This window comes from Pseudomonas sp. P1_C12 (assembly GCF_056406435.1).
In genome coordinates this window covers 89491-114005 of sequence record NZ_JBFUAE010000007.1, presented here as the reverse complement: position 1 = coordinate 114005, position 24515 = coordinate 89491, and the positions used below count along the sequence as shown (strand labels likewise).

At 60.4% G+C, this 24515-nt stretch carries 21 protein-coding genes; 10 read left to right on the top strand and 11 right to left on the bottom strand.

The genetic code is table 11. The features are described 5' to 3' along the window. Positions 1-22: 22 nt before the first annotated feature. From AC1D19_RS14610 to AC1D19_RS14580, 7 genes are all read right to left on the bottom strand, one after another. Positions 23-1156 (bottom strand): AGE family epimerase/isomerase, encoded by a 1134-nt coding sequence (locus AC1D19_RS14610; RefSeq protein WP_477763647.1) that lies wholly within the window; start codon positions 1154-1156, stop codon positions 23-25. A gap of 230 nt (positions 1157-1386) precedes the next feature. Continuing rightward, positions 1387-1959 carry a HupE/UreJ family protein gene (locus AC1D19_RS14605; RefSeq protein ID WP_477763646.1) on the bottom strand — a complete coding sequence of 191 codons (573 nt, stop codon included), beginning with the start codon at positions 1957-1959 and terminating at the stop codon, positions 1387-1389. A 29-nt stretch (positions 1960-1988) separates the two neighbouring features. Beyond that, positions 1989-2603: an urease accessory protein UreG gene (ureG, locus tag AC1D19_RS14600; RefSeq protein WP_007979691.1), complete on the bottom strand. Its 615-nt coding sequence runs from the start codon at positions 2601-2603 to the stop codon at positions 1989-1991. A gap of 23 nt (positions 2604-2626) precedes the next feature. Continuing rightward, a complete protein-coding gene (locus AC1D19_RS14595) occupies positions 2627-3301 on the bottom strand; it encodes an urease accessory protein UreF (RefSeq protein WP_477763645.1) in 675 nt (224 codons plus the stop codon). Further along, a complete protein-coding gene (gene ureE / locus AC1D19_RS14590) occupies positions 3298-3798 on the bottom strand; it encodes an urease accessory protein UreE (protein ID WP_477763644.1) in 501 nt (166 codons plus the stop codon). Before ureE ends, AC1D19_RS14595 begins: the two co-directional genes overlap by 4 nt. A gap of 286 nt (positions 3799-4084) precedes the next feature. Beyond that, the gene (locus tag AC1D19_RS14585) at positions 4085-4717 is read right to left on the bottom strand and encodes a TetR family transcriptional regulator (protein ID WP_046039880.1); all 633 of its coding nucleotides are present in this window, start codon (positions 4715-4717) and stop codon (positions 4085-4087) included. Between the two features lie 170 nt (positions 4718-4887). Further along, a complete protein-coding gene (locus AC1D19_RS14580) occupies positions 4888-5316 on the bottom strand; it encodes a hypothetical protein (protein WP_477753470.1) in 429 nt (142 codons plus the stop codon). A 387-nt stretch (positions 5317-5703) separates the two neighbouring features. On the opposite strand from AC1D19_RS14580, the gene AC1D19_RS14575 reads away from it, so the two are divergent. After that, entirely contained in the window at positions 5704-7779 is a 2076-nt protein-coding gene (locus AC1D19_RS14575; RefSeq protein WP_477763643.1) for an AsmA family protein, read from the top strand. A gap of 137 nt (positions 7780-7916) precedes the next feature. Here AC1D19_RS14575 and AC1D19_RS14570 read toward each other — a convergent pair whose 3' ends face one another. After that, positions 7917-8831: a LysR substrate-binding domain-containing protein gene (locus AC1D19_RS14570; RefSeq protein ID WP_477763642.1), complete on the bottom strand. Its 915-nt coding sequence runs from the start codon at positions 8829-8831 to the stop codon at positions 7917-7919. 110 nt (positions 8832-8941) lie between these two features. Between AC1D19_RS14570 and AC1D19_RS14565 the strand changes: the two genes are divergently transcribed. The 3 genes from AC1D19_RS14565 to AC1D19_RS14555 all read left to right on the top strand — a co-directional run bounded on the left by AC1D19_RS14565 (position 8942) and on the right by AC1D19_RS14555 (position 10873). Next, positions 8942-9580, top strand: coding sequence for an FMN-dependent NADH-azoreductase (locus AC1D19_RS14565; protein WP_477763641.1), 639 nt, complete (start codon positions 8942-8944; stop codon positions 9578-9580). Next, positions 9581-9886, top strand: coding sequence for a DMT family transporter (locus tag AC1D19_RS14560; protein ID WP_477763640.1), 306 nt, complete (start codon positions 9581-9583; stop codon positions 9884-9886). It begins immediately after the preceding gene. Between the two features lie 96 nt (positions 9887-9982). Further along, positions 9983-10873, top strand: a complete 891-nt coding sequence (locus tag AC1D19_RS14555; RefSeq protein WP_477763639.1) for an esterase/lipase family protein — start codon at positions 9983-9985, stop codon at positions 10871-10873. 15 nt (positions 10874-10888) lie between these two features. Here AC1D19_RS14555 and AC1D19_RS14550 read toward each other — a convergent pair whose 3' ends face one another. After that, the gene (locus AC1D19_RS14550) at positions 10889-11764 is read right to left on the bottom strand and encodes a DMT family transporter (protein WP_477763638.1); all 876 of its coding nucleotides are present in this window, start codon (positions 11762-11764) and stop codon (positions 10889-10891) included. Positions 11765-11861: 97 nt separating this feature from the next. Between AC1D19_RS14550 and AC1D19_RS14545 the strand changes: the two genes are divergently transcribed. The 3 genes from AC1D19_RS14545 (at position 11862) to AC1D19_RS14535 (ending at position 14276) form a co-directional block, all read left to right on the top strand. Further along, positions 11862-12656 carry an AraC family transcriptional regulator gene (locus tag AC1D19_RS14545; protein WP_477763637.1) on the top strand — a complete coding sequence of 265 codons (795 nt, stop codon included), beginning with the start codon at positions 11862-11864 and terminating at the stop codon, positions 12654-12656. 64 nt (positions 12657-12720) lie between these two features. Then, positions 12721-13029 carry a PsiF family protein gene (locus tag AC1D19_RS14540; RefSeq protein WP_007990866.1) on the top strand — a complete coding sequence of 103 codons (309 nt, stop codon included), beginning with the start codon at positions 12721-12723 and terminating at the stop codon, positions 13027-13029. Between the two features lie 233 nt (positions 13030-13262). Further along, on the top strand, positions 13263-14276 hold the full coding sequence (locus tag AC1D19_RS14535) for an AI-2E family transporter (RefSeq protein ID WP_477763636.1): 1014 nt from the start codon (positions 13263-13265) through the stop codon (positions 14274-14276). A 114-nt stretch (positions 14277-14390) separates the two neighbouring features. Here AC1D19_RS14535 and AC1D19_RS14530 read toward each other — a convergent pair whose 3' ends face one another. Next, positions 14391-15665, bottom strand: coding sequence for an Hsp70 family protein (locus tag AC1D19_RS14530; protein ID WP_477753460.1), 1275 nt, complete (start codon positions 15663-15665; stop codon positions 14391-14393). A gap of 298 nt (positions 15666-15963) precedes the next feature. Between AC1D19_RS14530 and AC1D19_RS14525 the strand changes: the two genes are divergently transcribed. From AC1D19_RS14525 to AC1D19_RS14515, 3 genes are all read left to right on the top strand, one after another. Then, the gene (locus tag AC1D19_RS14525; protein WP_111284472.1) at positions 15964-16911 is read left to right on the top strand and encodes a DnaJ C-terminal domain-containing protein; all 948 of its coding nucleotides are present in this window, start codon (positions 15964-15966) and stop codon (positions 16909-16911) included. 23 nt (positions 16912-16934) lie between these two features. Further along, the gene (locus AC1D19_RS14520) at positions 16935-17240 is read left to right on the top strand and encodes a chaperone modulator CbpM (RefSeq protein ID WP_477753459.1); all 306 of its coding nucleotides are present in this window, start codon (positions 16935-16937) and stop codon (positions 17238-17240) included. 342 nt (positions 17241-17582) lie between these two features. After that, positions 17583-22670, top strand: coding sequence for an NEL-type E3 ubiquitin ligase domain-containing protein (locus AC1D19_RS14515; RefSeq protein ID WP_477763635.1), 5088 nt, complete (start codon positions 17583-17585; stop codon positions 22668-22670). A gap of 44 nt (positions 22671-22714) precedes the next feature. Here AC1D19_RS14515 and ureC read toward each other — a convergent pair whose 3' ends face one another. Then, positions 22715-24415: an urease subunit alpha gene (gene ureC / locus AC1D19_RS14510; protein WP_477763634.1), complete on the bottom strand. Its 1701-nt coding sequence runs from the start codon at positions 24413-24415 to the stop codon at positions 22715-22717. Between the last annotated feature and the right edge of the window lie 100 nt (positions 24416-24515).

The window sequence follows — 24515 nt, the reverse complement described above, 5'->3', positions numbered from 1 at the left end:
TGGATTGCCCCTCGCCACACAGTCAGCCGAGATATTGCGCCAACCCGCGATAACAAGTCGCCAGGTGATAGGGCGTGGTCGACGGCATGTCGCGGCGGCTGACTTCACCGTGCTCGTCACGGCACTCAAACCAGCCGCCGGCATGCAGCGAGCGTTGCTGCAACGCCTGCAACTGGCGCAGCACATCTGCTTCGCTGTGCGGTCGCAGTGTCAACGCGCGCAGGTACTCGGCCTGCGCCCAGATACGCTGCGTGGCGTCCCGGACGCCGTGATCCGCTGCGAAGTCGAGCATCGCCCGCACGGCGCCAGTCTGCTGATCGACGCCCATTTGCTCGGTAAAGGCGAAGGCCCGCTCCAGATCGGCATGCAGCGCCGAATGGCGTAACAGCGCCGAGGATTCCAGCAGGAAATACCACTCGAACTGATGCCCAGGTTCAAACCAGTTATCCACAGACCCCAGCGGCTTTTCCATCAACACGCCGCGCTGCGGATCGATGAAGCGCGCGTGCATGGCTGTGCATAACTCGACGAGCGCCTGTTGCACGTCGAGGTCTTCACGGACTTGCAGTGTGGCGAGGAATGCTTCGGCCAGGTGCATCAGCGGGTTTTGCAAAGGGCCGCTGTCCAGCGATGCCCAGTCGCGGTCGAGCGTGGCTTCGTACAGACCGTCGTCCGTGGCGAAACGCTGCGCAATCACTTCCAGCGAGGCATTGAGCACCGACTCCACCAGCGGCTCGCGGACCTTGTTCCAGTAATGGGCGCAGGCGAACAGGATGAAGGCGTGGGTGTAGAGGTCCTTGCGCTGATCCAGCGGCGCACCTTGCGCATCGACACTGTAGAACCAGCCGCCGTGCTCGGCATCGTGGAAGTGCCGCTGCAACGAGCGGAACAACGCGGCGGCACGCTCTTCGGCGCCCGGCACCTGACCGATCAGGTTGGCAAACAGATACAGCTGTCGCGCACAGGCCATGGCCCGGTAGCGTTGCGGTGGCAGCGGTTGGTGTTCGGCATCCAGCGCCTCGTAGGGCAACGCCATGTCGGCGTTCCAGCCCGGGCCTTGCCAGAGCGGCACGATGACGTTCAGGAAGTGCTGTTGCACCGAGGTGAACAGGGCGGTCAATTCAGGCTGGGAGGCAGAGCGGGAAACAGGCGGCATTGGCTGGCGTCGTCACGGCAGGGGCGATTGCGCGACATGTTAGCAGAGAGGTCGGCATGAGCGATGCGGTGTCTGTCTGGCCGCCTTCGTCGGAACGCCGCCCGGAGCAAGCCCGCTCCCACAGGGACTCGCGGTGTACATGCGATCGTAACCACACCACAAAAACCTGTGGGAGCGGCGGTGCGGCGATCCGACTTGCCCGCGAAGAGGTCAGGTCAGGCGCTGAGGAATCAGCCCGCCAGCAACCACACCCCGGTCGCCGCCGAAGCCGCACCCGCCAATCGCACCAGCGGCGCTGCCGCCTGCGGCAACATCCGCACCAGCGCATAACCCGCCGCGTGCAACACCGCCGTCGCGGCGACAAAGCCTGCGGCGTAGGTCCAGGGACTCGACATGTCTGGCAGTTCCAGCCCGTGCGCGACACCATGAAACAATGCAAACAACGCCGTCGCACCCACCGCCATCACCAACGGTGGACGCACTGCCAAGGCAACCGCCAGCCCCAAAGCCAACACGGAAGCGGCAATCCCGCTCTCCAGTGCCGGCAGGTTCAATCCTTCAAAACCCAACAGCCCGCCAATCAGCAGAGTGCCGACAAAGGTGCACGGCAGCGCCCAGCGTGCGGCGCCTTGTTGCTGCGCGGCCCAAAGACCGACCGCCAGCATCGCCAGCAAGTGATCGAGGCCGCCAAGCGGATGGCTGATACCGGCGATCAAGCCGTTGTCGCCATGTCCCGGATGGGCGAAGGCGAGGGCTGGGGTCAGCAGCAGGGCCAGGGCGCCGAGAATGCGTTTGAGTGTCATGGATAAGCTTCCTTGTTGATAAGTGGTGATCAGGCCGCGGTCAGCAAACCCTGGCGTTCGATGAAGGCGATGATCTGTTCCAGACCCTGGCCGGTTTTCTGATTGCTGAAGACAAACGGCTTGCCGTTGCGCATGCGCTGGGTGTCGCTGTTCATCATCTCCAGCGAGGCACCGACTAGCGGCGCGAGGTCGATCTTGTTGATCACCAGCAGGTCGGATTTGCAGATCCCCGGTCCGCCCTTGCGTGGCAGCTTGTCGCCGGCCGAGACGTCGATCACGTAGATCGTCAGGTCCGACAGTTCCGGGCTGAAGGTGGCGGAGAGGTTATCGCCACCGGACTCCACCAGGATCAGATCCAGCCCCGGAAAACGGCGATTGAGTTGATCCACGGCTTCGAGGTTGATCGAGGCGTCTTCGCGGATGGCCGTGTGCGGGCAACCACCGGTTTCCACGCCGATGATGCGTTCCGGCGCCAGGGCTTCATTGCGCACCAGAAAGTCGGCGTCTTCGCGGGTGTAGATGTCGTTGGTCACCACGGCCAGGTTGTAGCGCTCGCGCAGGGCCAGGCACAGGGCCAGGGTCAGGGCGGTTTTGCCGGAGCCGACCGGGCCGCCGATGCCGACGCGCAGGGGTTGTGTGTTCATGTGATTCTCCAAAATTAGGGGCCCTAGGAGCGGAACAGACGGCTGTACTGGCGCTCGTGGGCCATACACGCCAGGGACAGGCCGAAAGCGGCGCTGCCGTAGTGATCGGGGTGGATGTGGCTGGCGTCCTGCTGGGCCTGCTGCAACAGCGGCAACAGTTCGCTGGTCAGGCGCTGGGCCGCTTGCTGACCCAATGGCAAGGTCTTCATCAGCACCGCCAATTGGTTTTCCAGCCAGCTCCAGAGCCACGCGGCCAGGGCGTCCTGCGGGCTGATCTGCCAGGCGCGCGCGGCCAAGGCCCAACCCAGAGCCAGATGTGGCTCGCTGCGTTGTTCGAGGAAGGCACGGGCCGGCGCGTCGAGTTCCGGCAAGCCATTGAGCAATTGCTGCAAGGAGTAGCCCATTTGCCGGCTCTCCTGATGCAGCTCGCGGGTTTCGCGACTGGCACGGTGTTCCTCGCAGCGTTGCAGCAATTCACCCCAGTTGTCCTCGCTGGCGGCCAGGCAATGTGCGAGCAGCAACGGTGCTTCGAAGCGTGCCAGGTTTAACAACAACTGATCGCTGATCCAGCGCCGGGCGCTGTCGCGGTCGTTTACGCGACCGTTATCCACAGCCATTTCCAGCCCTTGGGAGTAGCTGTAGCCGCCAATCGGCAGTTGCGGGCTGGCCAGACGCAACAGCGCCCAGGCCGGGTTCATGCGCGTACGCCGAACTGGTGCAGTTTCGGCGCGTAGTTGAAGTCTTCATCGCCGTGGCGCGAGTGGTGATGGCCACCGCCGTAGGCGCCATGTTCCGGCTGGAATGGCGCCTCGATATTCACGGCAACGGCACCGAGTTGTTCGAGCATGGCCTTGAGCACGTAATCGTCGAGCAGGCGCAACCAGCCGTCGCCGACTTGCAGGGCGACATGGCGATTGCCCAGGTGATAGGCCGCGCGGGTCAGTTCAAAGGTATTGGCGCAGGTGACGTGGAGCAATTGTTCGGGGCGGGCGCAGACACGCACGATTCGCCCGTCTTCGGCTTGCAGGCATTCGCCGTCATGCAACGGCGGCTGGCCGCGCTCCAAAAACAATCCGACGTCTTCGCCCTCGGCACTGAAACAGCGCAAACGGCTTTTGCTGCGGGCTTCGAACGTCAGGTGCAGTTCGGCGGCCCAAACGGGTTGAGGGTCGATTCTGCGATGAATCACCAGCATCGGAAGGCTTCCAGCAATGGACAATGCTCAGGCTAGAGCAAGGGGCTTGCCAATCGACATGATCCGTAGGAAATGGCTGAAGGGGACGTGGGACTGGTATCGATGGAGTGAGTTTTTTGGTTGAAGTTGGTGCGTTGTTTTTGATTTGCGCACCAAGATGATGCTATGCGCATCATCGTAGGAGCGAGCTTGCTCGCGAAAGCGGTTTGTCTGTCACATGAATGTCGAAGATGTCGCCGCCTTCGTCGGAACGCCGCCCGGAGCAAGCTCGCTCCTACAAACGACGTTACTCGGTACTTCCGAGCCCTTGCCAATGCTTGAGGCCGATAAAGATAAACCGCAGTTGCTGGGTGATTTTCGCCTGGGGCGTCAGGTGCTCGGGCAAGGCTTCGGCTGGCGGATCGATGATGTCCGGCAGGGTGGCGAACACGCTTTTGACGATCAGATCCGCCATGACACTCAGGTCGGCGATGTCCAGATGCTGCAGCTTCGGCATCAGTGACAAGTCCGCCGCGAGGTCCGAACTGATGTCTTCACGCAAACGGCCGATGGCCTGGCGCACCGGCAGCGAACCGCCGTATTGCTCACGGGCGAGAAACAGGAACTGCGAACGGTTGGCGCTGACCACGTCGAGAAAGATCCGCACCGAGGCATCGATGATGCCGCCCATCACGAATTCGTTGTGTCGTACCAGGCGAATGGTTTCGCGGAATGTCTGGCCGACTTCGCTGACCAGCACCAGGCCCAGTTCATCCATATCGGCAAAATGGCGGTAGAAACCGGTCGGTACGATGCCGGCGGTTTTCGCGACTTCGCGCAGGCTCAGGCTGCCGAATCCTCGGCCGCCATCCATCAGGCGCCGGGCAGCGTCCATCAGGGCGTTACGGGTTTGTTGTTTCTGTTCGGCGCGGGGCAGCATCGCAGGGGTGTTTTCTGGACAGGGACGCGCGCACTCTAGCAAATCGGCTTTGCCGGCGTCGAACGACTGTGGGGGATCAAGCAGGGAAGTGCCGCATTTATCAAGCGGATCGCTGAAAAGTCAAAAGCCCAATCCGGGGATTGGGCTTTTTTTCAGGGCGGCCATGAGGCTTAGCTCAGATCGCTGTTGCGTTCGATCACACGGTCACCACCGCCTTCAGCGAGGGTTTGACCTTGTGGAGTACGATCGGAACCGTCGGCAGCCAGGGTCTGGCCTTGTGGGGTGCGGTCCGAACCGTCAGCAGCGAGGGTCTGACCTTGTGGGGTGCGGTCCGAACCATCGGCAGCCAGGGTTTGACCTTGTGGGGTACGGTCCGAGCCATCCTGAGTGATCAGGCCTTTTTCTTTCAGGCGATCATTACCGCCTTCGGCAAGGGTCTGGCCTTGTGGAGTACGGTCGGAACCATCAGCGGCGACGGTCTGGCTGAACACCGAGTGGTTTTGTTTCACTTGTGGCGTGGCCTGGTCAGCGGCTGGCAGGGCAAAAGCAGTGCTTGCCAGCATCGAGAGGGTAAGGCTAAGCAGTAATTGGCGTTTCATGATTGTTTTGCTCCTTGGGAGGGCGAATAAGTGGGTACGAAAGCAATGCTACTCTCGATAAGTCGATATGAAAGTTCATAAACGCAATGGTAATAATCAACGGAATTGATTGTTTGCTGCGGAGGCTCTAGAGCGGGCGCTTCCCACGGATGGTTTTGCACCGGAGTGGGTATTTTCGACCCATCTCTGACATGCAAAAGTGCGGAGGTGGTAACGCTGAATGACTGATTGGTCAGTATTGGACTTGGCGAATTCGGCGAATTCGGTCTATCGATTAAACCTGCCGGGTTTTTATCAGTCGTAGAGTTCATGGCGGGTCGCTTGCGGCTCACCGTTTCACATGTGCGTCGCAGTCGGGGCGCTCAGTCGTATCAGGAGCCCTGTGCAATGACGCGCACTCAAAAGACGATTGTCTGGACCCTTTCCACCTTCCTTACCTTGTTGATGGTGCTGGTACTGATCATCGTGTTCTTCGACTGGAACCGGATCAAACCGCCGCTCAACGCCAAAGTTTCCGAAGAGCTGCATCGCGCTTTCGCCATCAACGGCAATCTGTCGGTGGTCTGGCGGCCCGAACCCGATGAAAGCGGCTGGCGCGCCTGGGTGCCGTGGCCCCATGTAGTAGCCGAGGACCTCAGCCTGGGCAACCCGGACTGGTCGAAGCAACCGCAGATGGTCACCCTCAAGCGGGTAGAACTGCGTATTTCACCCCTGGCGTTGCTGGCGCAGCGGGTGGTGATCCCGCGCATCGATCTCACCGAGCCGAATGCCGAGCTGCAACGCCTGGCTGACGGGCGCGCCAACTGGACCTTCAAATTCGACCCAAAAGACCCCAACGCCGAGCCTTCGAGCTGGGTGGTGGATATCGGCGCGATCGGCTTCGACAAGAGCCACGTTACCCTCGACGACCAGAGCCTGAAGACTCAACTCGACGTGCTGATCGATCCATTGGGCAAACCGGTTCCGTTCAGCGATATCGTTGGCGACAAAGCGGCGAAAGCCGCGCAGGAAAAAGGCTCGTCACCCCAGGATTATGCGTTCGCCCTCAAGGTCAACGGCCAGTACCACGGCCAGAAACTCGCGGGCCAGGGCAAGATTGGCGGGCTGTTGGCGCTGCAGGACGCGGCACGGCCGTTTCCGCTTCAGGCACAGGTGAAGATCGCCGACTCAAGCGTCGAATTGGCCGGGACCCTGACCGACCCACTCAATCTCGGCGCCCTGGACCTGCGCCTGAAACTTGCCGGCACCAGCCTGGGCAACCTCTACCCGCTGACCGGCGTGACCCTGCCGGACACGCCACCCTATGCCACCGACGGCCACCTGGTCGCCAAGTTGCACGAGGCGGGTGGCGCGGTGTTCCGCTACGAAGAATTCAACGGCAAGATCGGCGAAAGCGACATCCATGGCAATCTGACTTATGTGGCCAGCCAGCCACGGCCAAAACTCAGCGGCTCGCTGTTGTCCAATCAATTGCTGTTCGCCGATCTGGCGCCGCTGATTGGTGCCGACTCCAACGCCAAACAGAAGGAGCGAGGCGGCGACAGCAAACAACCGGCGGACAAAGTGCTGCCGGTCGAAGAGTTCAAGACCGATCGCTGGCGCGATATGGACGCCGATGTCGAGTTCACCGGCAAGCGCATCGTGCACAGCGAAAAATTGCCGTTCAACGACCTCTATACCCATCTGGTACTCACCGATGGCGTGCTTAGCTTCGAGCCGCTGCGCTTCGGCGTGGCCGACGGCAAGCTGGATGCGCAGATTCGCCTGAACGGCCACACCGATCCACTGGAAGGCCAGGCCAGGCTCACGGCGCGGGGCTTCAAACTCAAGCAGTTGTTCCCCGGCTTTGAACCGATGAAAACCAGTTTTGGCGAACTCAACGGCGATGCTGATATCAGCGGACGCGGCAATTCGGTGGCCAAGCTGCTGGGCAGTGCCAATGGCAGCCTGAAAATGCTCATCAACGATGGCGCCATCAGTCGCGAATTGATGGAGCTGGCGGGCCTGAATGTCGGCAACTATGTGGTCGGCAAGATCTTTGGCGACAAGGAAGTGAAGATCAACTGCGCAGCCGCCGACTTCGGCATCCAGTCCGGCTTGGCGAGTACCCGCTTGTTTGTATTCGACACCGAGAACGCCATCGTCTACATCGACGGCACCGCGAACATGGCGACTGAACAGCTGGACCTGACCATCACCCCGGAATCCAAGGGTTGGCGCCTGATATCATTGCGTTCGCCGCTGTATGTGCGCGGCAAGTTCATCAAGCCCGATGCCGGGGTCAAGGCCGTGCCGTTGATGCTGCGCGGAGCCGGGATGGTGGCGCTGGGCGTGATCGCTGCACCGGCGGCAGGGTTGCTGGCGCTGGTGGCGCCGAGCGCAGGTGAGCCGAACCAGTGTGCGCCGTTGCTGGAGCAGATGAAGGCGGGCAAGGTGCCTGTCACCGTCAAGCCAGCCAAATAATCGGGCGTCTATACAGGCCCCATCGTCGGAGCGCCGCCCGCAGCAGGCTCGCTCCCACAGGGGATCTGTGCATGCTGGACTAATGTGGGAGTGAGCCTGCTCGCGATGGCGGTTTTGCAGGCACTGCATTTGGTTGCTTATGTCAATGCATGTCCCGACGCCAATGCCTCTTCACGCAGCCATGCAAAAAACGCCCGAACCGGTGGGTGCCGTTCGCGTCCCGGCACGCACAGGGCACTGTAGCCGGCGCCATCGACCTGGATTTCCCCCCGGTACGGCAACAACAGACCACTGGCCACGCTTTCCGACACCAGAATATTGCTTGCCAATACCAGACCTTGCCCGGCAATCGCCGCTTGCAGGGCGTAATGCTCTTCGTCGTATTCGCGCACTGCTGGCCGGCCGCTCAGCCAGGTTTCGCCGGAGCAAGCGCACCAGGCCTCCCAGCCGTGGACATAGAGTTTGGAGTTGTGCCAGCGCACGCTGATCAACGTCGGGGCGCGACTCGACGCCAGGGCCACTTGTTCGGGCGAACCGTAGACGCCGAAGGTTTCATCGAACAGGCACTGGCCGTACAGATTGGGGTAATCGTCGAGGCTGTAGCGCAGCACCAGATCGACACTGGCGTCCTGATGCAGATCGAGGACTTCGCAGTGGGTATCGAGGCGCACGTTGATGTTCGGGTGCCGAGCGTAGAAACGTCCCAGGCGCGGTACCAGCCACAGCGCGGCGAAGGCAGCGGTGGTGGAGACCGTGAGGTTGGCGCCGCTGCGTTGCGGGCGCAGGGTATCGACACTTTGAGCCACTTCCAGAAACGCCCCGTGCAGGCTGTGGAACAACCTTTCGCCACATTCGGTCAGGCGTACCTGGCGCGGCAGGCGCTCGAACAACGGCACGCCGAGCCAGCTCTCCAGGGAGCGGATCTGGTGGGACACCGCCGTCGGGGTAACGGACAGTTCTTCGGCGGCGGCCTTGAAGCTCAACAGGCGTGAGGCGGACTCAAAGGCCCGCAGGGCGGTCAACGGCAACGAGGCAAACATTGAACACTCCATGGATGAAATGGATTCATCCAGACTGATTTCTACTCATTTGAATGAGAGCAGCTGTGAGCTTCAAGCTGCAAGCCACAAGTGGTTTTAGTTTAGTCCTTGAGGCGATTCAGATGAGTAGAATTCTTGCTGTTCATGCCAGCCCCCGTGGTGACCGTTCGCACTCGCGCCGTTTGGCCGAAGTATTTCTGTCGGCCTGGCAGGCCCGTCATCCCCACTCACAGTTGACCCGACGCGAAGTCGGGCGGGCGTTGATACCGCCGGTCAACGAGGCGTTCGTAGCCGCCGCGTTTTACCCCGAGCCCGACGCTCGGCCACTGTCGATGCAGGCCGACCTGGCGCTCAGCGACGACCTGGTCGGCGAACTGCTCGACCATGATGTATTGCTGATTTCCACGCCGATGCACAACTTCAGCGTACCGAGCGGCCTCAAGGCCTGGATCGATCAGGTCGTGCGCATCGGGGTGACCTTCGATCACACCCTGGACAATGGCGTGGCCCAGTACCAACCGTTGGTGCAGGGCAAAAAAGCCCTGATCATCACCAGCCGTGGCGGCTTCGGTTTTGGCCCGGGAGGCGAGCTGGAAACCATGAACCATGCCGACAAGCTGCTGCGCACGGTGCTCGGATTCATCGGCATCACGGACGTCACCGTGGTGGCTGTCGAGGGCGAAGAGTCCGCCGAGCGCAGCTTTGAAATCTCTGCCATCGAGGCTGAGCAGCGCTTGTTGGCGCTGGCCGGGGAGTTCTAGATGGCCTGGCTGTTTCTGCTGGTCGCCGCCGGGTTCGAAGTCACCTTCGCCATGGGCATGAAGTACGCCGAGGGCTTCACCCGGCCCTGGCCTTCGCTGATCACCGTGGTGGCCGCTGTGGGCGGGATCTACTTCCTGACCCTGGCCATGCGCGAGTTGCCGGTGAGCATTGCGTACCCGATCTGGACCGCCATCGGTTCGCTGGGCACGGTGTTTCTCGGTTTCGCGCTGCTGGGCGAAAGCCTGACCGTGATCAAGCTGGTCTCGATCGGGCTAATCGTGGCGGGCGTGGCGGGGTTGAAGTAGGGCGGATGACATAGACTTGTCATCTTCGCTGGCGATGCTTGGCGGATGTCTTGCATCCCGCCTTGCGTCACCACCCGACCACCAGGATGTCCGCCCATGTCGCAAGGTTCTGCCCCGCGCTACCCGTTGGTGTTGGTCCCGGGAATGCTCGGGTTCATCCGCCTGGTGCTTTATCCCTACTGGTACGGGATCGTCGAGGCGTTGCGCCGTGGTGGTGCCGTGGTGTTCGCGGTGCAGGTCTCGCCGCTGAACTCGAACGAAGTGCGCGGCGAGCAACTGCTGGTACGTATCGACGAAATTCTGCGGGAGACCGGGGCCGACAAGGTCAACCTGATCGGCCATAGCCAGGGCTCGCTGACCGCCCGTTATGCCGCCGCCAAGCGTCCTGACCTGGTGGCATCGGTGACCTCGGTGGCGGGGCCGAACCACGGCTCGGAGCTCGCCGATTATCTGCACAGGCATTATCCCCATGACAGCGTCCGTGGTCGTTTGCTGTGCTTTTTTCTGCGGATGGTTGGCGCGTTGATGGCTTTGCTGGATACCGGTTACCGCGGGCCGAAGCTGCCGGTGGATATCCCTGCATCCCATCACTCCCTCACTACCGCTGGCGTGGCGCTGTTCAACCAGTGTTATCCACAGGGCTTGCCTGAAACCTGGGGCGGTCACGGTGCCGAAGAGGTCAACGGCGTGCGCTATTACTCCTGGTCCGGCACCTTGCAACCGGGGATTACCGATCGCGGGCGCAATCTGCTGGACGGCACCAACCGCAGTTGCCGGGTGTTCGCTAAAACCTTCGTCCGCGAAGCCGGGCATTGCGACGGCATGGTCGGGCGCTACAGCTCGCACCTGGGGACGGTGATTGGCGATGAGTATCCGCTGGATCACTTCGATATCGTCAACCAGTCGCTGGGGCTGGTGGGCAAGGGGGCCGAACCGATTCGGTTGTTTGTCGAGCATGCGGCGCGGCTGAGCGCGGTAGGGCTTTAGACCGCCACAAAAAAGCTAGGTGCGACCCAACACCGTCGTCCAGCGCTCGGAAACAATCACCCCACCCAAGGTCAACACCCCACCGACCAAGTGATATATCGCCAGTTGTTCATGCAGCACCACCGCCGCAATCAATGCGGTAATCAACGGCAGCAAATTGAAAAACTGCGTGGTCCGGCTCGGCCCCAAACGTACCACGGCCTGCATCCACGCCAGCGGCGCGACCATCGAAGCCAGCAGGCAGGCGTACAGCACCAGCGGAATGTTCTGCAGGGTCGGGCCGACTTTCGGTGAGGCGAGGAACAGCGGAAACAGCACCAACACGGCTACCAGCACCTGCAGATACAGGAGCACCAGCGGCGGCAGTTTCAGCTGCCATTTTTTCAACAGGGTGCTGTAGACCGCGTAGGCCAGGGTGGCGATCAACATCATCGCGTCACCCAGGTTGACCCCGTGTTCGAGTAATGCGCCAAGGCTGCCGGACGACACCACCACCAGGACACCGGCGAATGACAGCACCGCACCGGCCAGGGCACCCATGGTCAGGCGCTGGCCGAGGCTGATGATCGCCATGGCGAGCGACATCAGCGGCATCAGCGACAGGATGATGCCCATGTTGGTGGCCGAGGTCAGGCTCGCAGCAAAGTACGCCAGGCTTTGGTAGACCGCCATGCCGAGAACACCAAGGACAAAGATCTTGCCCAGTTTCGGGCGGATCAGCGGCCAATGGGTGAGAACCGGTTTGAGCATGAAGGGCGTGAACAGCAACCCGGCCAGCAGCCAGCGGTAGAAACCGATCTCGGCGGGGAAGATCGCCCCGGCCGACATTTTGGTGATCACGGTGTTGCCGGCCCAGATAAAAATGGCCAGCAGGGGGTAAGCGTATTGCATCGGGAAAAACCAGAACGTTAATGAGGGGCAATTATCCGCTTGTCTGGATGCAAGTCTATACTTCAATCCAGACAACCCGCCCTTGATGACGGACAGCATGAGCAGTAAACACATCGACCTGCTGGATTTCAGCGAACTGCCGTCGGCGGTGTACTTCCGCTACGCCGATTTCGACGCCCACGAATACGCCGCGCCCCACCGGCATCCCTGGGGGACGCTGGAATACGCAGCCCACGGCGTGCTGCACATGGACGTCGAGGGCAGCCGCTTCATGTCACCGCCGCAATACGCGGTGTGGGTGCCGCCGCAGATCCAGCACAGTTTTTACAGTCACCAACCGGTCAACTACCGCGCGGTGTGCCTGGCCCCCAAGGTGTGCGCCGATCTGCCGCCGCGAGCCTGCACCCTGGCCATCAGCGACATCCTCAAGGCGATCCTCAAGGACTTCGCCGCCCGTGACGTGAAAATCCCCGAGCAGGTCGCCGACCAGCGTCTGGCCCAGGTATTGGTGGATCAACTGCAACAGGCCCCGGTGCACGAGTGCTACCTGCCCTACGCCAGCAGCCCCGGACTGCTGGGGATTCTGGAGTCATTGCAGGCCGAACCGGGGGATAACCGACCGCTGTCGGAATGGGCTGCACGCATCCATGTCAGCGAGCGCACACTGGCACGGCAGTTCGTGCGGGAACTGGGCATGAGTTTCGGTGAGTGGCGCCAGCGCCTGCGTTTTCTGGCGGCGATCGAAGCGCTGGATAGCCCGCGCAGCATTCAAGAGATCGCCTTCGACATGGGCTACAGCACCGGCTCGGCGTTTATCGCAATGTTCCAGCGTCAGGCCGGGTGTACGCCGGAGCAGTATCGACGCAGCCATCTGGAGAACAGGAAGGTGTAACAGGGGTTGTCTACACTCCAGTACAAGGCCGCGCCCCTCGGTGTGGCGATAAGGAGAGAACTCCATGAAGATGTTGCGTGCCCCTTTGTTGATGATCGGTTTGCTGCTCTGTTCCCAGGGCTTCGCCGCCACAGCCCAGCAGGAAAAGATGACCACCTGCAATGCCGACGCTACGGCTAAAAGCCTCAAGGGCGACGAGCGCAAAGCATTCATGAGCACCTGCCTGAAGGCGACTCCGGCGGCAAACGATGCCGGTAAGGCCTTGACCCCACAGCAAGAGAAAATGAAAACCTGCAACGCCGACGCCGCCACCAAAGCCCTCAAGGGTGATGAGCGCAAGGCGTTCATGAGCGATTGCCTGAAGAAAAAATAAACCCGGTCAGGATCTGTGGGGGCTGTGCTGGCGCCATCGCGAGCAAGCTCGCTCCCACATTTGCCAGGTGTACCCGGTTCCACTGTGGGAGCGAGCCTGCTCGCGATAAGGCCAGTCGAGAGACTGCAAACATCCAGAGTCCCCACTAAGGTCGCCCCACACAATCCCTAGTGCTCGCACCGGATCGCTGGCAGACTGCCAATCCTTTTTATGCCGTTCGTTTTTGAGGCTGTATGCCAACGTTTTCTCAGCGTCAAGTTTTGCTGGTCATCAGCTGGGTCATCATTTTTGGCGGGCTGCTGCTGGTCATCCCGCTGCGATTGCTGCCCAGCCTGCTCGCCGGGTTGCTGGTGTTCGAGCTGGTCAACATGCTCACCCCGCAACTGCAACGTTTGATCGAAGGCCGGCGCGCGCGCTGGCTGGCGGTGGCGTTGCTGGGGACTCTGATTGTCAGCGTGCTGTCGCTGATCTTCGCCGGTGCCATCAGCTTCCTGCTGCACGAGGCGGAAAACCCCGGCGCTTCCCTCGACAAATTCATGGGTGTGGTCGACCGCGCACGCGGGCAACTGCCGCCGTTCATCGACGCCTATCTGCCGGCCAGTGCCGCTGAGTTTCGCGTGGCGATTGGCGAATGGGTCAGCAAGCACCTCAGCGAGTTGCAACTGGTGGGCAAGGACGCGGCGCACATGTTCGTCACGTTGCTGATCGGCATGGTGCTGGGTGCGATCATTGCCTTGCAGCGCGTGCCGGACCTGACCAAGCGCAAACCGCTGGCTGCAGCGCTGTTCGATCGTCTGCACCTGCTGGTCCAGGCGTTTCGCAACATCGTGTTCGCCCAGATCAAGATTTCCCTGCTCAACACCTTCTTCACCGGGATTTTCCTGGCGGTGATCCTGCCGCTGTTCGGCATCAAGCTGCCGCTGACCAAAACCCTGATCGTGCTGACGTTCCTGCTCGGCCTGCTGCCGGTGATCGGCAACCTGATGTCAAACACCCTGATCACCATCGTCGGCCTGTCGCTGTCGATCTGGGTTGCCGTGGCGGCGCTGGGTTATCTGATTTTTATCCACAAGCTCGAATACTTCCTCAACGCGCGCATCGTCGGCGGGCAGATCAGTGCCAAGTCGTGGGAGTTGCTGCTGGCGATGCTGGTGTTCGAGGCCGCGTTCGGCCTGCCGGGAGTGGTGGCGGGGCCGATTTACTACGCGTATCTGAAGAGTGAGTTGAAGCAGGTGGGGATGGTTTGATCCGAAAGATGCAGGCTCTGGTCTGACGCTTTCGCTGGCAAGCCAGCTCCTACAAGGGCGACGCAATCCTGTAGGAGCTGGCTTGCCAGCGAAGGGGGAACCACTGAATCTGGATCAGTCCATCGAGCCGTAACGCTTGGCCGCTTCAATCGCCAGACCACTGCCGATACTGCCAAAGATATTCCCTTCCACATGCCGCGCATTCGGCAACATCGCCGAAACACTGTTGCGCAGCGCCGGAATCCCGCTCGAGCCACCGGTGAAGAACACCGTATCGACCTGATCGACCCGCACATCGGCGTCTGCCAGCAGTTGGGTGACGCTGTTGCGCACCCGCTCCAGCAGGCTGTCGATGGCCGACTCGAACAGTGCACGGCTCAAGTCCACGCTCAGGCCCGCTTCAATGCGATCCAGTGGCACGTGACGGTTGTCGGCGTGGGTCAGCTGGATCTTGGTTTCTTCCACTTCCATGGCCAGCCAGTGCCCGGCGCGCTGTTCGATCAGCTTGAACAGGCGATCGATGCCGCCGGTGTCCTCGATGTCGTAGCGCATGCTGCCCAGGGCCAGTTGCGACTTCTGCGAGTAAACCGAGTTGATGGTGTGCCAGGTCGCCAGGTTCATGTGGTGGCTGGTGGGCATGTAGGCGCCGCTCTTCATGCGGCTGCCGTAGCCGAACAGCGGCATCAGGCCTTGCAGGCTGAGCTGTTTGTCGAAGTCGGTTCCGCCGATGTGCACACCGCCGGTGGCGAGGATGTCCTCGTGACGGTTATCCACACCCCGACGCTCCGGCGACAGGCGCACCAGCGAGAAGTCGGAGGTACCACCGCCGATGTCGACGATCAGTACCAGCTCTTCTTTCTCGATGGTCGACTCGTAGTCGAACGCGGCGGCAATCGGCTCGTACTGGAACGAGACTTCCTTGAAACCGATCTTGCGCGCCACGTCTACCAGGGTGTCTTCGGCTTCTTTGTCGGCCATCGGGTCATCGTCGACAAAAAACACCGGCCGACCCAGTACCACTTCTTCGAACTCCCGACCGGCGGCCGCTTCGGCGCGGCTCTTGAGCTGGCCGATGAACAGCCCGAGCAGGTCCTTGAACGGCATCGCCGTGCCCAGGACGCTGGTGTCGTGCTTGATCAGCTTGGAACCCAGCAGGCTCTTGAGCGAGCGCATCAGGCGGCCTTCGTAGCCTTCCAGGTACTCGTGCAGCGCCAGCCGGCCGTACACCGGGCGACGCTCCTCGATATTGAAGAAGACCACCGACGGCAGGGTGATCTTGTCGTCCTCCAGCGCGATCAGCGTTTCCACGCCGGGGCGCAGCCAGCCGACAGTGGAGTTGGACGTGCCAAAGTCGATACCCAAGGCACAGGCTGGAGATGCGTTGTTCATGTCTTTCAGGTTCCGGTTAAAAAACGGCCGCGCAGTGTATGTCAGAGCGCGCCAGATTCGAAGGCCGGTTATCTGCTAATTCTTCGCAGACAATGCCTTGAAAGATGGGGCATCCCCCCCAAACTACCCTGCATCAACCGGACAGCCGCGGGAGTGCTCGCAAGAAGCCCCGCCTGCTGCCGATAAACTTCTGCTGCGCTGCCCGGTCACAAATTTGAGATCGGTCAAACCAATGGCTGCAAACAAGCGCATGCTGTGGCCTGTGGCGCGATTCTGATAACGGATGGTGATTCCTTCGATGGACTTCAAAGACTATTACAAGATTCTCGGTGTGGAGCCGACCGCAGACGACAAGGCGATCAAGGCCGCCTATCGCAAGCTGGCGCGCAAATATCACCCCGACGTCAGCAAGGAAAAGGACGCCGAGGCCAAGTTCAAGGACGCCTCGGAAGCCTATGAAGCGCTGAAAAGCGCCGATAAACGCGCCGAATACGATGATTTGCGCCGCTATGGCCAGCACGGCCAGCCATTCCAGGGGCCACCGGGCTGGCAGAGCCGTGGCGGTTTCGGTGGTGGCGGCCAGGACACGGGCGATTTTTCGGACTTTTTCAGTTCGATATTCGGTAATCGTGGGCCAGGCTTTGGTGGTGGTGGACAGTCGCGTCGCAGCACCGGACGCCGAGGGCAAGACGTGGAAATGGAGCTTGGGGTTTTTCTCGAAGAAACACTGTCGACCGAGTCGAAGAAGGTCACCTTCCAGGTACCGCAGTACAACGCGGCCGGCCAGCATGTGAGCAACACCAGCAAAAGCCTGAACGTGAAGATCCCCGCCGGCGTGAGCGACGGCGAGCGCATTCGCCTCAAGGGGCAGGGCGCTCCGGGCGTGGGTGGCGGCGCAAATGGCGACCTGTACCTGACGATCCGTTTTGCCCCGCACCCGAAATTCGATGTCGAAGGCGAGAACCTGATCATCACCTTGCCGCTGGCACCGTGGGAACTGGCACTGGGTGCCGAAGTCGCCGTGCCGACCCTGACCGGCAAGATCAACCTCAAGGTACCGGCGGGCAGCCAGAACGGCCAGCGCATGCGCGCCAAGGGCCATGGCCTGATGAACAAGGCCGGTGAGCGCGGTTACCTGTTCGTACAACTGAAGGCTGTCATGCCCAAGAAGTCCGACGATGACATCAAGGCCCTGTGGCAGGAACTGGCGAAAAAAGCCGCGTTCGATCCGAGAGAACACTTCTGAACCCAGACATGGAGTAGCCCGTCATGAGCAGCCCCCTGATCGTTCAACTGAACCTGGCAGAATTTTGTGAGGCGGCCGATTTGTCGGACGTCCATGTGATCGAAATCGTCGAACACGGCATCCTCGAACCTCAGGGCGCCCAGCCCAAGGACTGGCGATTCAACGATTATGAGCTGACCCTGGCCAAACGCGCCGTCAAGCTGCGGTGCGATCTGGAGCTGGAATGGGAAGGCGTCGCCCTGGCGCTGGACCTGCTTGAAGAGGTCCAGCAGCTGCGGGCGGAGAATCGAATGCTCAAACAGCGGTTGGGGCGGCTGCTGATCGAGTAAGAGTTCTGGTGTTTTTGTGTTGGCTGCCAGGTTGCTTTCGCAAGCAGGTGATTGCTGTGAACACAGGATTTGTGAACAGCACGATCCATTGCAGGAGCGAGCTTGCTCGCGATGAACGATAACGCGGTCCCCCTGCCCCATATTGTCCTGGGGAACACCACCGCCGATAAAAGCAGGCACATTCGTGGTTGTGTGGTGCGGTAAATAGATATTTTCGGCACCTGGATTTTCGAATGCACAGGGCTGTTTTTGTACATTGAACCAACGATTATTTGCGCTTTTGTTCACGGGACAAACGCATAACGATAGGGCCCCAATCAATGGTTTGAAGGTGTTCAAGACATGCCTGAATTGCAAGGAAGCAATCCAACAGGGCCGTCAAGTCCGGCAACAAAGGAAGACAACGGGGTTCATCACCAACGGATAAAACCGTTGATCCCCAAGGCGATTACCGAAGCACCACGGGCCAGGCTCCTGACGGCGGTGGATGTACCGCCGACGTTCCCTGCCTGGTATCTGAAAGCCCGGCCGGTGGACCGCGACTATCTCAAGCAACTCATCGACGAGCGCTGGCGCCTGCAAGGGCGGCTGGATGAATTGCTCGGCGATTTGCAGCACGACATCAAGGCCTTTGCCGAGCCGTTGCTCAAAACCCTGTTGCTCTCGAACTTCAACGAACATGGCAATCCTAATGACCTGCAATTGCGCCTGTATGTGCCGAACAACATCGCCGGTGTAATCGATACCCAGGCCAGTACCATCCGTCACTCCACGCTGCTCGAAGCGGCGCTGCACAACTTCGAAGAGGATGAAACCCGTGATGATGCGTTTCGCAGCGGCTCCGCGGTGTTACGCAAGGACTTTCGTGGCGACCTGCACGAGATCAAGGTCATCACCCCGCAAAGATTGGCGACGCTGTGTCGGCGCCTCGACATTGGCGGGCAATACCAGACCCACATCAAGTCATTGCTCACCCCCGCAGATGCCAATGCCGCTCGCCTGCTCAAGGAGCATTCGATCGCCAGTGACAAAGCGGCCCTCAAACTGGCGTCGACGACGGCGTATCTCAAGGGCGATATCGGCCTGCACGGTTACGCAACGATCGGCGGATTGATCGACGGCAAGTCTGATATCCAGTGGTATGGCCGTCCGCTGCAAAGTCATCGTTTGTCGCTAATGGGCTGCCAGATGACCGGCGTTGTGCTGTTCAGCGCGGTGGCCGAACCAACGGCGGTCAAAAGCGCCATTGATGAGCTGACGCCCGATGCACGCAAGCAATGGCTTGATTTCTCCCGACGGGCAACTTCCTCGCTACCCAATGGCTTCGATACCTTTCGCCTGCTCAAGGCTTTTTTCGCCAACGGCCCGAAAGGCGTGGTGGAAGAGATGCTGCGCAAGGACGAAATCTACAGCCAGAATCGGCTGAGCGGGCATTTGATCGCCTGGGTACCGGATGACCCGGATCATCCGCTGAAGGAATATGCCTCGCTCACCGACTTCATGAAAACGCTGATCGGCCAACTGCGTGAAAGTGACTACCAGGGTTTTTTCAGTCGTTTTGTCGCGCAGAAAGACAAGGCGATTTTTTTCAGCCGGGTCAATGAACGGCTCAAGACCATCACCTGGCAACAGCGCGAACCGCTGGACATGGGGCCATGGTGGCGAGAAACGCCGGTCGAAAACCCTGATGCGGAACCTGTCACTCATCTGATCAGCGACGACCTGTGGGACCGTCTGTTTCGTGAGCGCCGCGACAAAGCCATCGCCGATGCCCGATTGATCGCGGTGCCGACCGATGACGAAGACGCCAATGCTCGCTGGAAACGCCTGAGCGGCTATCTGGACATCGCCTGGAACCTGTTCAACTTTGGCGCAATGCTGGTGCCAGTGCTGGGGCCGGCCATGCTGGGCCTGATGGCTGCGCAATTGCTGGCGGAGCTGGTCGAGGGCATTGAAGACTGGAGCAAGGGTGACGTCGAAGAGGGCGCGGCGCATATCAACAGTTTCTTGATCAACGGTGCGCAATTGGCCCTGATGTTCATGGGGTACGTGCTGCCCAAAGGCCCCACGCCGATCAGACCATCACCCCTGATCGACAGCCTTAAACCGGTGGAACTGTCCAACGGAAAAACGCGTCTGATCAAACCCGATCATGCACCTTATGCGCACCGCCTGACGCTGCCCGAAACCGCAACACCCGATGACCTCGGCGTCATCGAGCATGACGGGCGCAAAGTGCTGCCGCTCGAGGGCAAGCAATTCGTGCTCAAGGAGGATCCGCTCACCGGACAGCCTCGACTGCAACATCCCAGGCGGCCGGATGCCTATCAGCCGAACATCGAACACAACGGTGCTGGCGCCTGGCACACGGAGTTCGAACAACCGATGGAATGGGACAAGGGCAAGCTGTTGCGGCGTCTCGGTCCATCAGTGGATGGGATCAGTGACGAAGTGCTGGAGCAGGTGCGGCATGTCAGCGGTGTCGAGGAAGGCGTACTACGTCGTATGCATGTCGAAAATGATCCACCGGCGCCCTTGCTCATGGATACGCTGAAGCGCTTCAAGGCTTACGCGGACGCCGACAAGCTCAGTGCGCAAATCCTGAATGGTCAGGTGCCGCAGGAACTGTCGGAGAAAGTGACGGGGTTTGTTACTGCGTTACATGGCTGGCCAGAATCCAGGGCCCTGGTGCTGGAAGCCGATGCCGCTTCGGGCCGACCGTCACTGAGTTTCGGTGCAGCTGAGGCTACGCCTGAAAATACCCTCAACATTTCCCGGGCTGATGTTTGCGAAGGCCGACTGCCGACACGAGTGGTTGACGCCCTCAGCGAGGCGCAATTGCAGGACTGGTTCGGCAGTGAAGTTGCGAAAGAACGCTCGGCGCGTATTGCCGAGCTGAAAAAACGCATCGCCCGCCAGGCGCAAGACAGCCAAAAAACACTGTTCGATACGTTGTACGAGGCCCGGGAAACCACCAGCGATGCACGGATAAACCTGCTGAAGCGGGATTTTCCGGAGCTGTCGAACGCCGCCGCACAAGCCCTGCTGGACGATGCCGCTGAAGCCGAGTTGTTGAAGTTGACCCGAAACAGACGGATCCCGTTGCGCTTGCGCGAAATGGCGCGCAAGTCTGTGTTCGGCTTGCGTTTGAGTCGCGCCTATGAAGGGCTTTATCTAGACGGATTGAGTAATGCCGACACCGACCGGCTGGCGCTGCATACCCTGGCAAACTGGCCGAAATGGCCAAAGGAGATGCGCATCGAAGTCCGTGCGTTCTCCTTCACCGGCGCACTGCATGACAGCGTTGGTCCGGTCGATGCCTCGGTGCGCAAGGTGTTGGTCATGCGCGAAGACGGGCGCTATGAAGCTTACGACCATGAGGGTGGCCATCTGCATGGAGCGGACGATCTGCACGGGGCATTGCTGCATGCCTTGCCCGATGCCGACCGCAAAACGCTGGGGTTTGAGATCAATCAGGGGGCGCAACTGCGTCAGGCTGTTAAACAATCGCCGCTGTCACACGACACGTTCTCGAAAACCCTGTTGGATCATCCGATACGCAAGCCCGCTTACGACCCGCAGATCATGCGTTTGCGTGGCGGAATGCGCGCTTACAGGGGGCGCTCACAAGACCCGGATCTTTTGCGAATGCGTATAAGCTCACTGCTTCCAGGTCTGGATGACAGTCAGGTACAGGCGCTTCTGAATACTTTTGGTGAGTGGGCCGACCAGCGAGTGACTGCGCTGGAAACCGGGTTCGACCGCTTCAATGATTCGATGCGTTCTTGGGTCAACCAACCTACCCAATCCTGGCGTCTTTCGCCCGAGGGAGTCGCGGAGTGGAAATCCAGAAACGATCTCTACACGAAGCTCCGCCGCTGCTTGCAGCGCACCGGACCGGCGGGCGTTGAGGTACCCGGCATCGTGGCGCCGCAGGCACTGAATCTGGATGGTTTTCCTCTGGACAGGCATTTGGCGACGATGCCTGAACTGTCGGTCAGTTTTGATCATGTAACCGAACTCAGCCTGAACAATGTACGACTGCGTGATGAGCATGTCCGATTCCTGCGGCCATTCCGGCAATTGCGGCAGTTGAACATGACGCAAAACAGATTGACCCGGTTTCCTCAAGAGATCGGCAACATGCGCCAGCTGACTCATCTGGTGCTCAGCGATAACAACATCTCCCTGGACAGCGAGGGAATCGCCCACCTCAGGGGACTGACCCGCTTGCACCTGTTGCGCCTGGATAACAACCCGTTACGCTTGCCGCCTGATGTCAGTCGTATGCCCAACTTGCAGGCGATTACCCTTAACCATGGCCAGCTCAATACCTGGCCCACGGGTTATCTTGGCCGCAATCGCCCGCGTAGCATTTATCTGAACCTTGAGTTCAACGTGCTTACGCAAATTCCCGAAGTGGCGCCCGGTTCCTTCCGTGCGGAGTTGCTGGCGCGCACATTCTTTACTCGTGAGGAGGGCTGGATTTCGCCCGAGAACCTTGAACGGGTGCGCACGTACATCGAATCGATCGGTCTGGACCCTGATCGAGCCTATCCCCCACGCGGTGTTCTCGACAGTTCCGAATGGGGGGAAGGGCTGAGCAACGCAGAATGGAATGCGAAACAGGAGATCTGGGACAGCGTCGAAGACGAGTATGGCTCGCTGCCGTTTTTCAATGAAATCCGGCGGCTGACCGAGTCCTATGATTTCAAGGCCGACGACAAAAGTTATCGTATCGGACTCACCGCCAAAGTGTGGCGCATGCTAGAAGCCATGGCCGAAAGAACCGAGTTACGGGAAAAGCTGTTTGCCGAGGCGACCAGCACCACCAACTGTGTTGATGGTGGTACTCAGTTGTTCAATGCCATGGGCGTCGAGGTATTAGTGCACGAGGCCCGTGCATTGGCCAATCCGGGGCTGGTGGAAGCCGAGCTGCTGCAGCTGGCGAGGGGCAAGGCGCGTCTGGACGAACTGGGCAGGATTGCCCGCGAGCGTGTCGCTGAGCGCTTGCGGGCCGGAGAAACTTTTTATCGCCCTGGAGCTGAAGGTGGAACCATCGATGAAGTCGAGGTGCATTTGGCTTACATGACGGATCTGGCGGAACGCCTGGATCTGCCATGGCAAGCGCGAGGCATGCAGTTTCGGGCTATTTCCAAGGTGAGCAAGGAGATGATCGAGGCGGCCTGTCAACGCGTGCTGGCTCTGGAAGAAGGGGGCTTGCTGACTGAGCGGATCCTTGAGCAACCGATCTGGCAAACCTTCATGGAAACGACCTATCGGCAAGAATTCGATGCCCTCAAGCTGAGGCTGGAAAACGCTGAGGATGAAGACATATTTCAGGCCATCAAGGCACTCGAAAAAACGTTGACCCAGCAGGCTCTGGGCCGAGCCAAACTGGACAAGGTGAACACCAAAATCGGTAGCTGACCCACAAGCCCCGAACGCCTGGCGTCCGGGGCTTCTTGCATTGCTCAGAACAGGAAGTAGCGCTGGGCCATCGGCAAGCTTTCCGCCGGCTCACACCACAGCAACACACCGTCAGCCTTGACCTGATAAGTTTGAGGATCGACGTCGATGTCCGGCAGGTAATCGTTGTGGATCAGGTCGGTTTTCTGCACGTCGCGGCAACCTTTGACCACGGCGATTTTTTTCTTCAAACCCAAGGCTTCAGGCAGTCCGGCCTTCTGTGCAGCCTGGCTGATAAAGGTCATGCTGGTGGCGTGCAGCGAACCGCCGAAGCTGGCGAACATCGGGCGGTAATGCACCGGTTGTGGCGTCGGGATAGAGGCATTGGCGTCGCCCATCAGGCTGGCCGCAATGGCACCACCCTTGAGAATCAGCGTCGGTTTCACGCCGAAAAACGCCGGGCGCCAGAGCACCAGATCGGCCCATTTACCCACTTCCACCGAGCCCACTTCATGGCTGATGCCGTGGGTGATCGCCGGGTTGATGGTGTATTTGGCGATGTAGCGCTTGGCGCGGAAGTTGTCGTTGCCTTCGCCGTCAGCGGGCAATGGGCCACGCTGCTTTTTCATTTTGTCGGCGGTCTGCCAGGTGCGCGTGATGACTTCGCCGACGCGGCCCATGGCCTGGCTGTCGGAGCTGATCATCGAGAACGCGCCGAGGTCGTGGAGGATGTCTTCGGCGGCAATCGTCTCGCGACGAATGCGGCTTTCGGCGAAGGCCACGTCTTCGGCAATGCTCGGGTCGAGGTGGTGGCAGACCATCAGCATGTCGAGGTGTTCGTCGATGGTGTTGCGGGTGAACGGCCGGGTCGGGTTGGTGGAGCTCGGTAGTACGTTGGCAAAACCGCAGGCCTTGATGATGTCCGGCGCGTGACCGCCACCGGCACCTTCGGTGTGATAGGTGTGAATGGTGCGGCCCTTGAAGGCGGCGAGGGTGGTTTCGACGAAGCCCGACTCGTTGAGGGTGTCGGTGTGGATCGCCACCTGCACATCGTACTGATCGGCCACGCTCAGGCAATTGTCGATGCTCGCCGGCGTGGTGCCCCAGTCTTCGTGGAGCTTGAGGCCGATGGCGCCGGCCTTGACCTGTTCGATCAACGGCTCCGGCAGGCTGGCGTTACCCTTGCCGGTCAGGCCGATGTTCATCGGGAACGCGTCGGCAGCCTGAAGCATGCGCGCCAGGTGCCATGGCCCGGAGGTGCACGTGGTCGCATTGGTGCCGGTGGCCGGCCCGGTGCCGCCGCCGATCATGGTGGTAACGCCGCTCATCAACGCCTCTTCGATCTGCTGTGGGCAGATGAAGTGGATGTGGGTATCGATGCCGCCGGCGGTGAGGATCATGCCTTCACCGGCGATCACTTCAGTGCTGGCGCCAATGGCGATGTTGACGTTGGGCTGGATGTCCGGGTTGCCGGCCTTGCCGATCGCCGCGATGCGCCCGTCCTTGAGTCCGACGTCGGCCTTGACAATGCCCCAGTGATCGATGATCAGCGCGTTGGTGATCAGGGTATCGACGACCTCGGCGGCCAGTAACTGGCTCTGACCCTGGCCGTCACGGATGACTTTACCGCCACCGAATTTCACTTCTTCGCCGTAGGTGGTGAAGTCCTGTTCCACTTCGATCCACAACTCGGTATCGGCCAGACGGACCTTGTCACCGACGGTGGGGCCGAACATGTCGGCGTAGGCTTGTCTTGAGATTTTCATGCGCTTGCCTTGGGATTCAATTGATTTGGAGACCGCTCGCATTACTCGCTATCGCAGCCTCGCTGCGCTCGGCAGCTCCTACGGGTGTTCACACAGCATT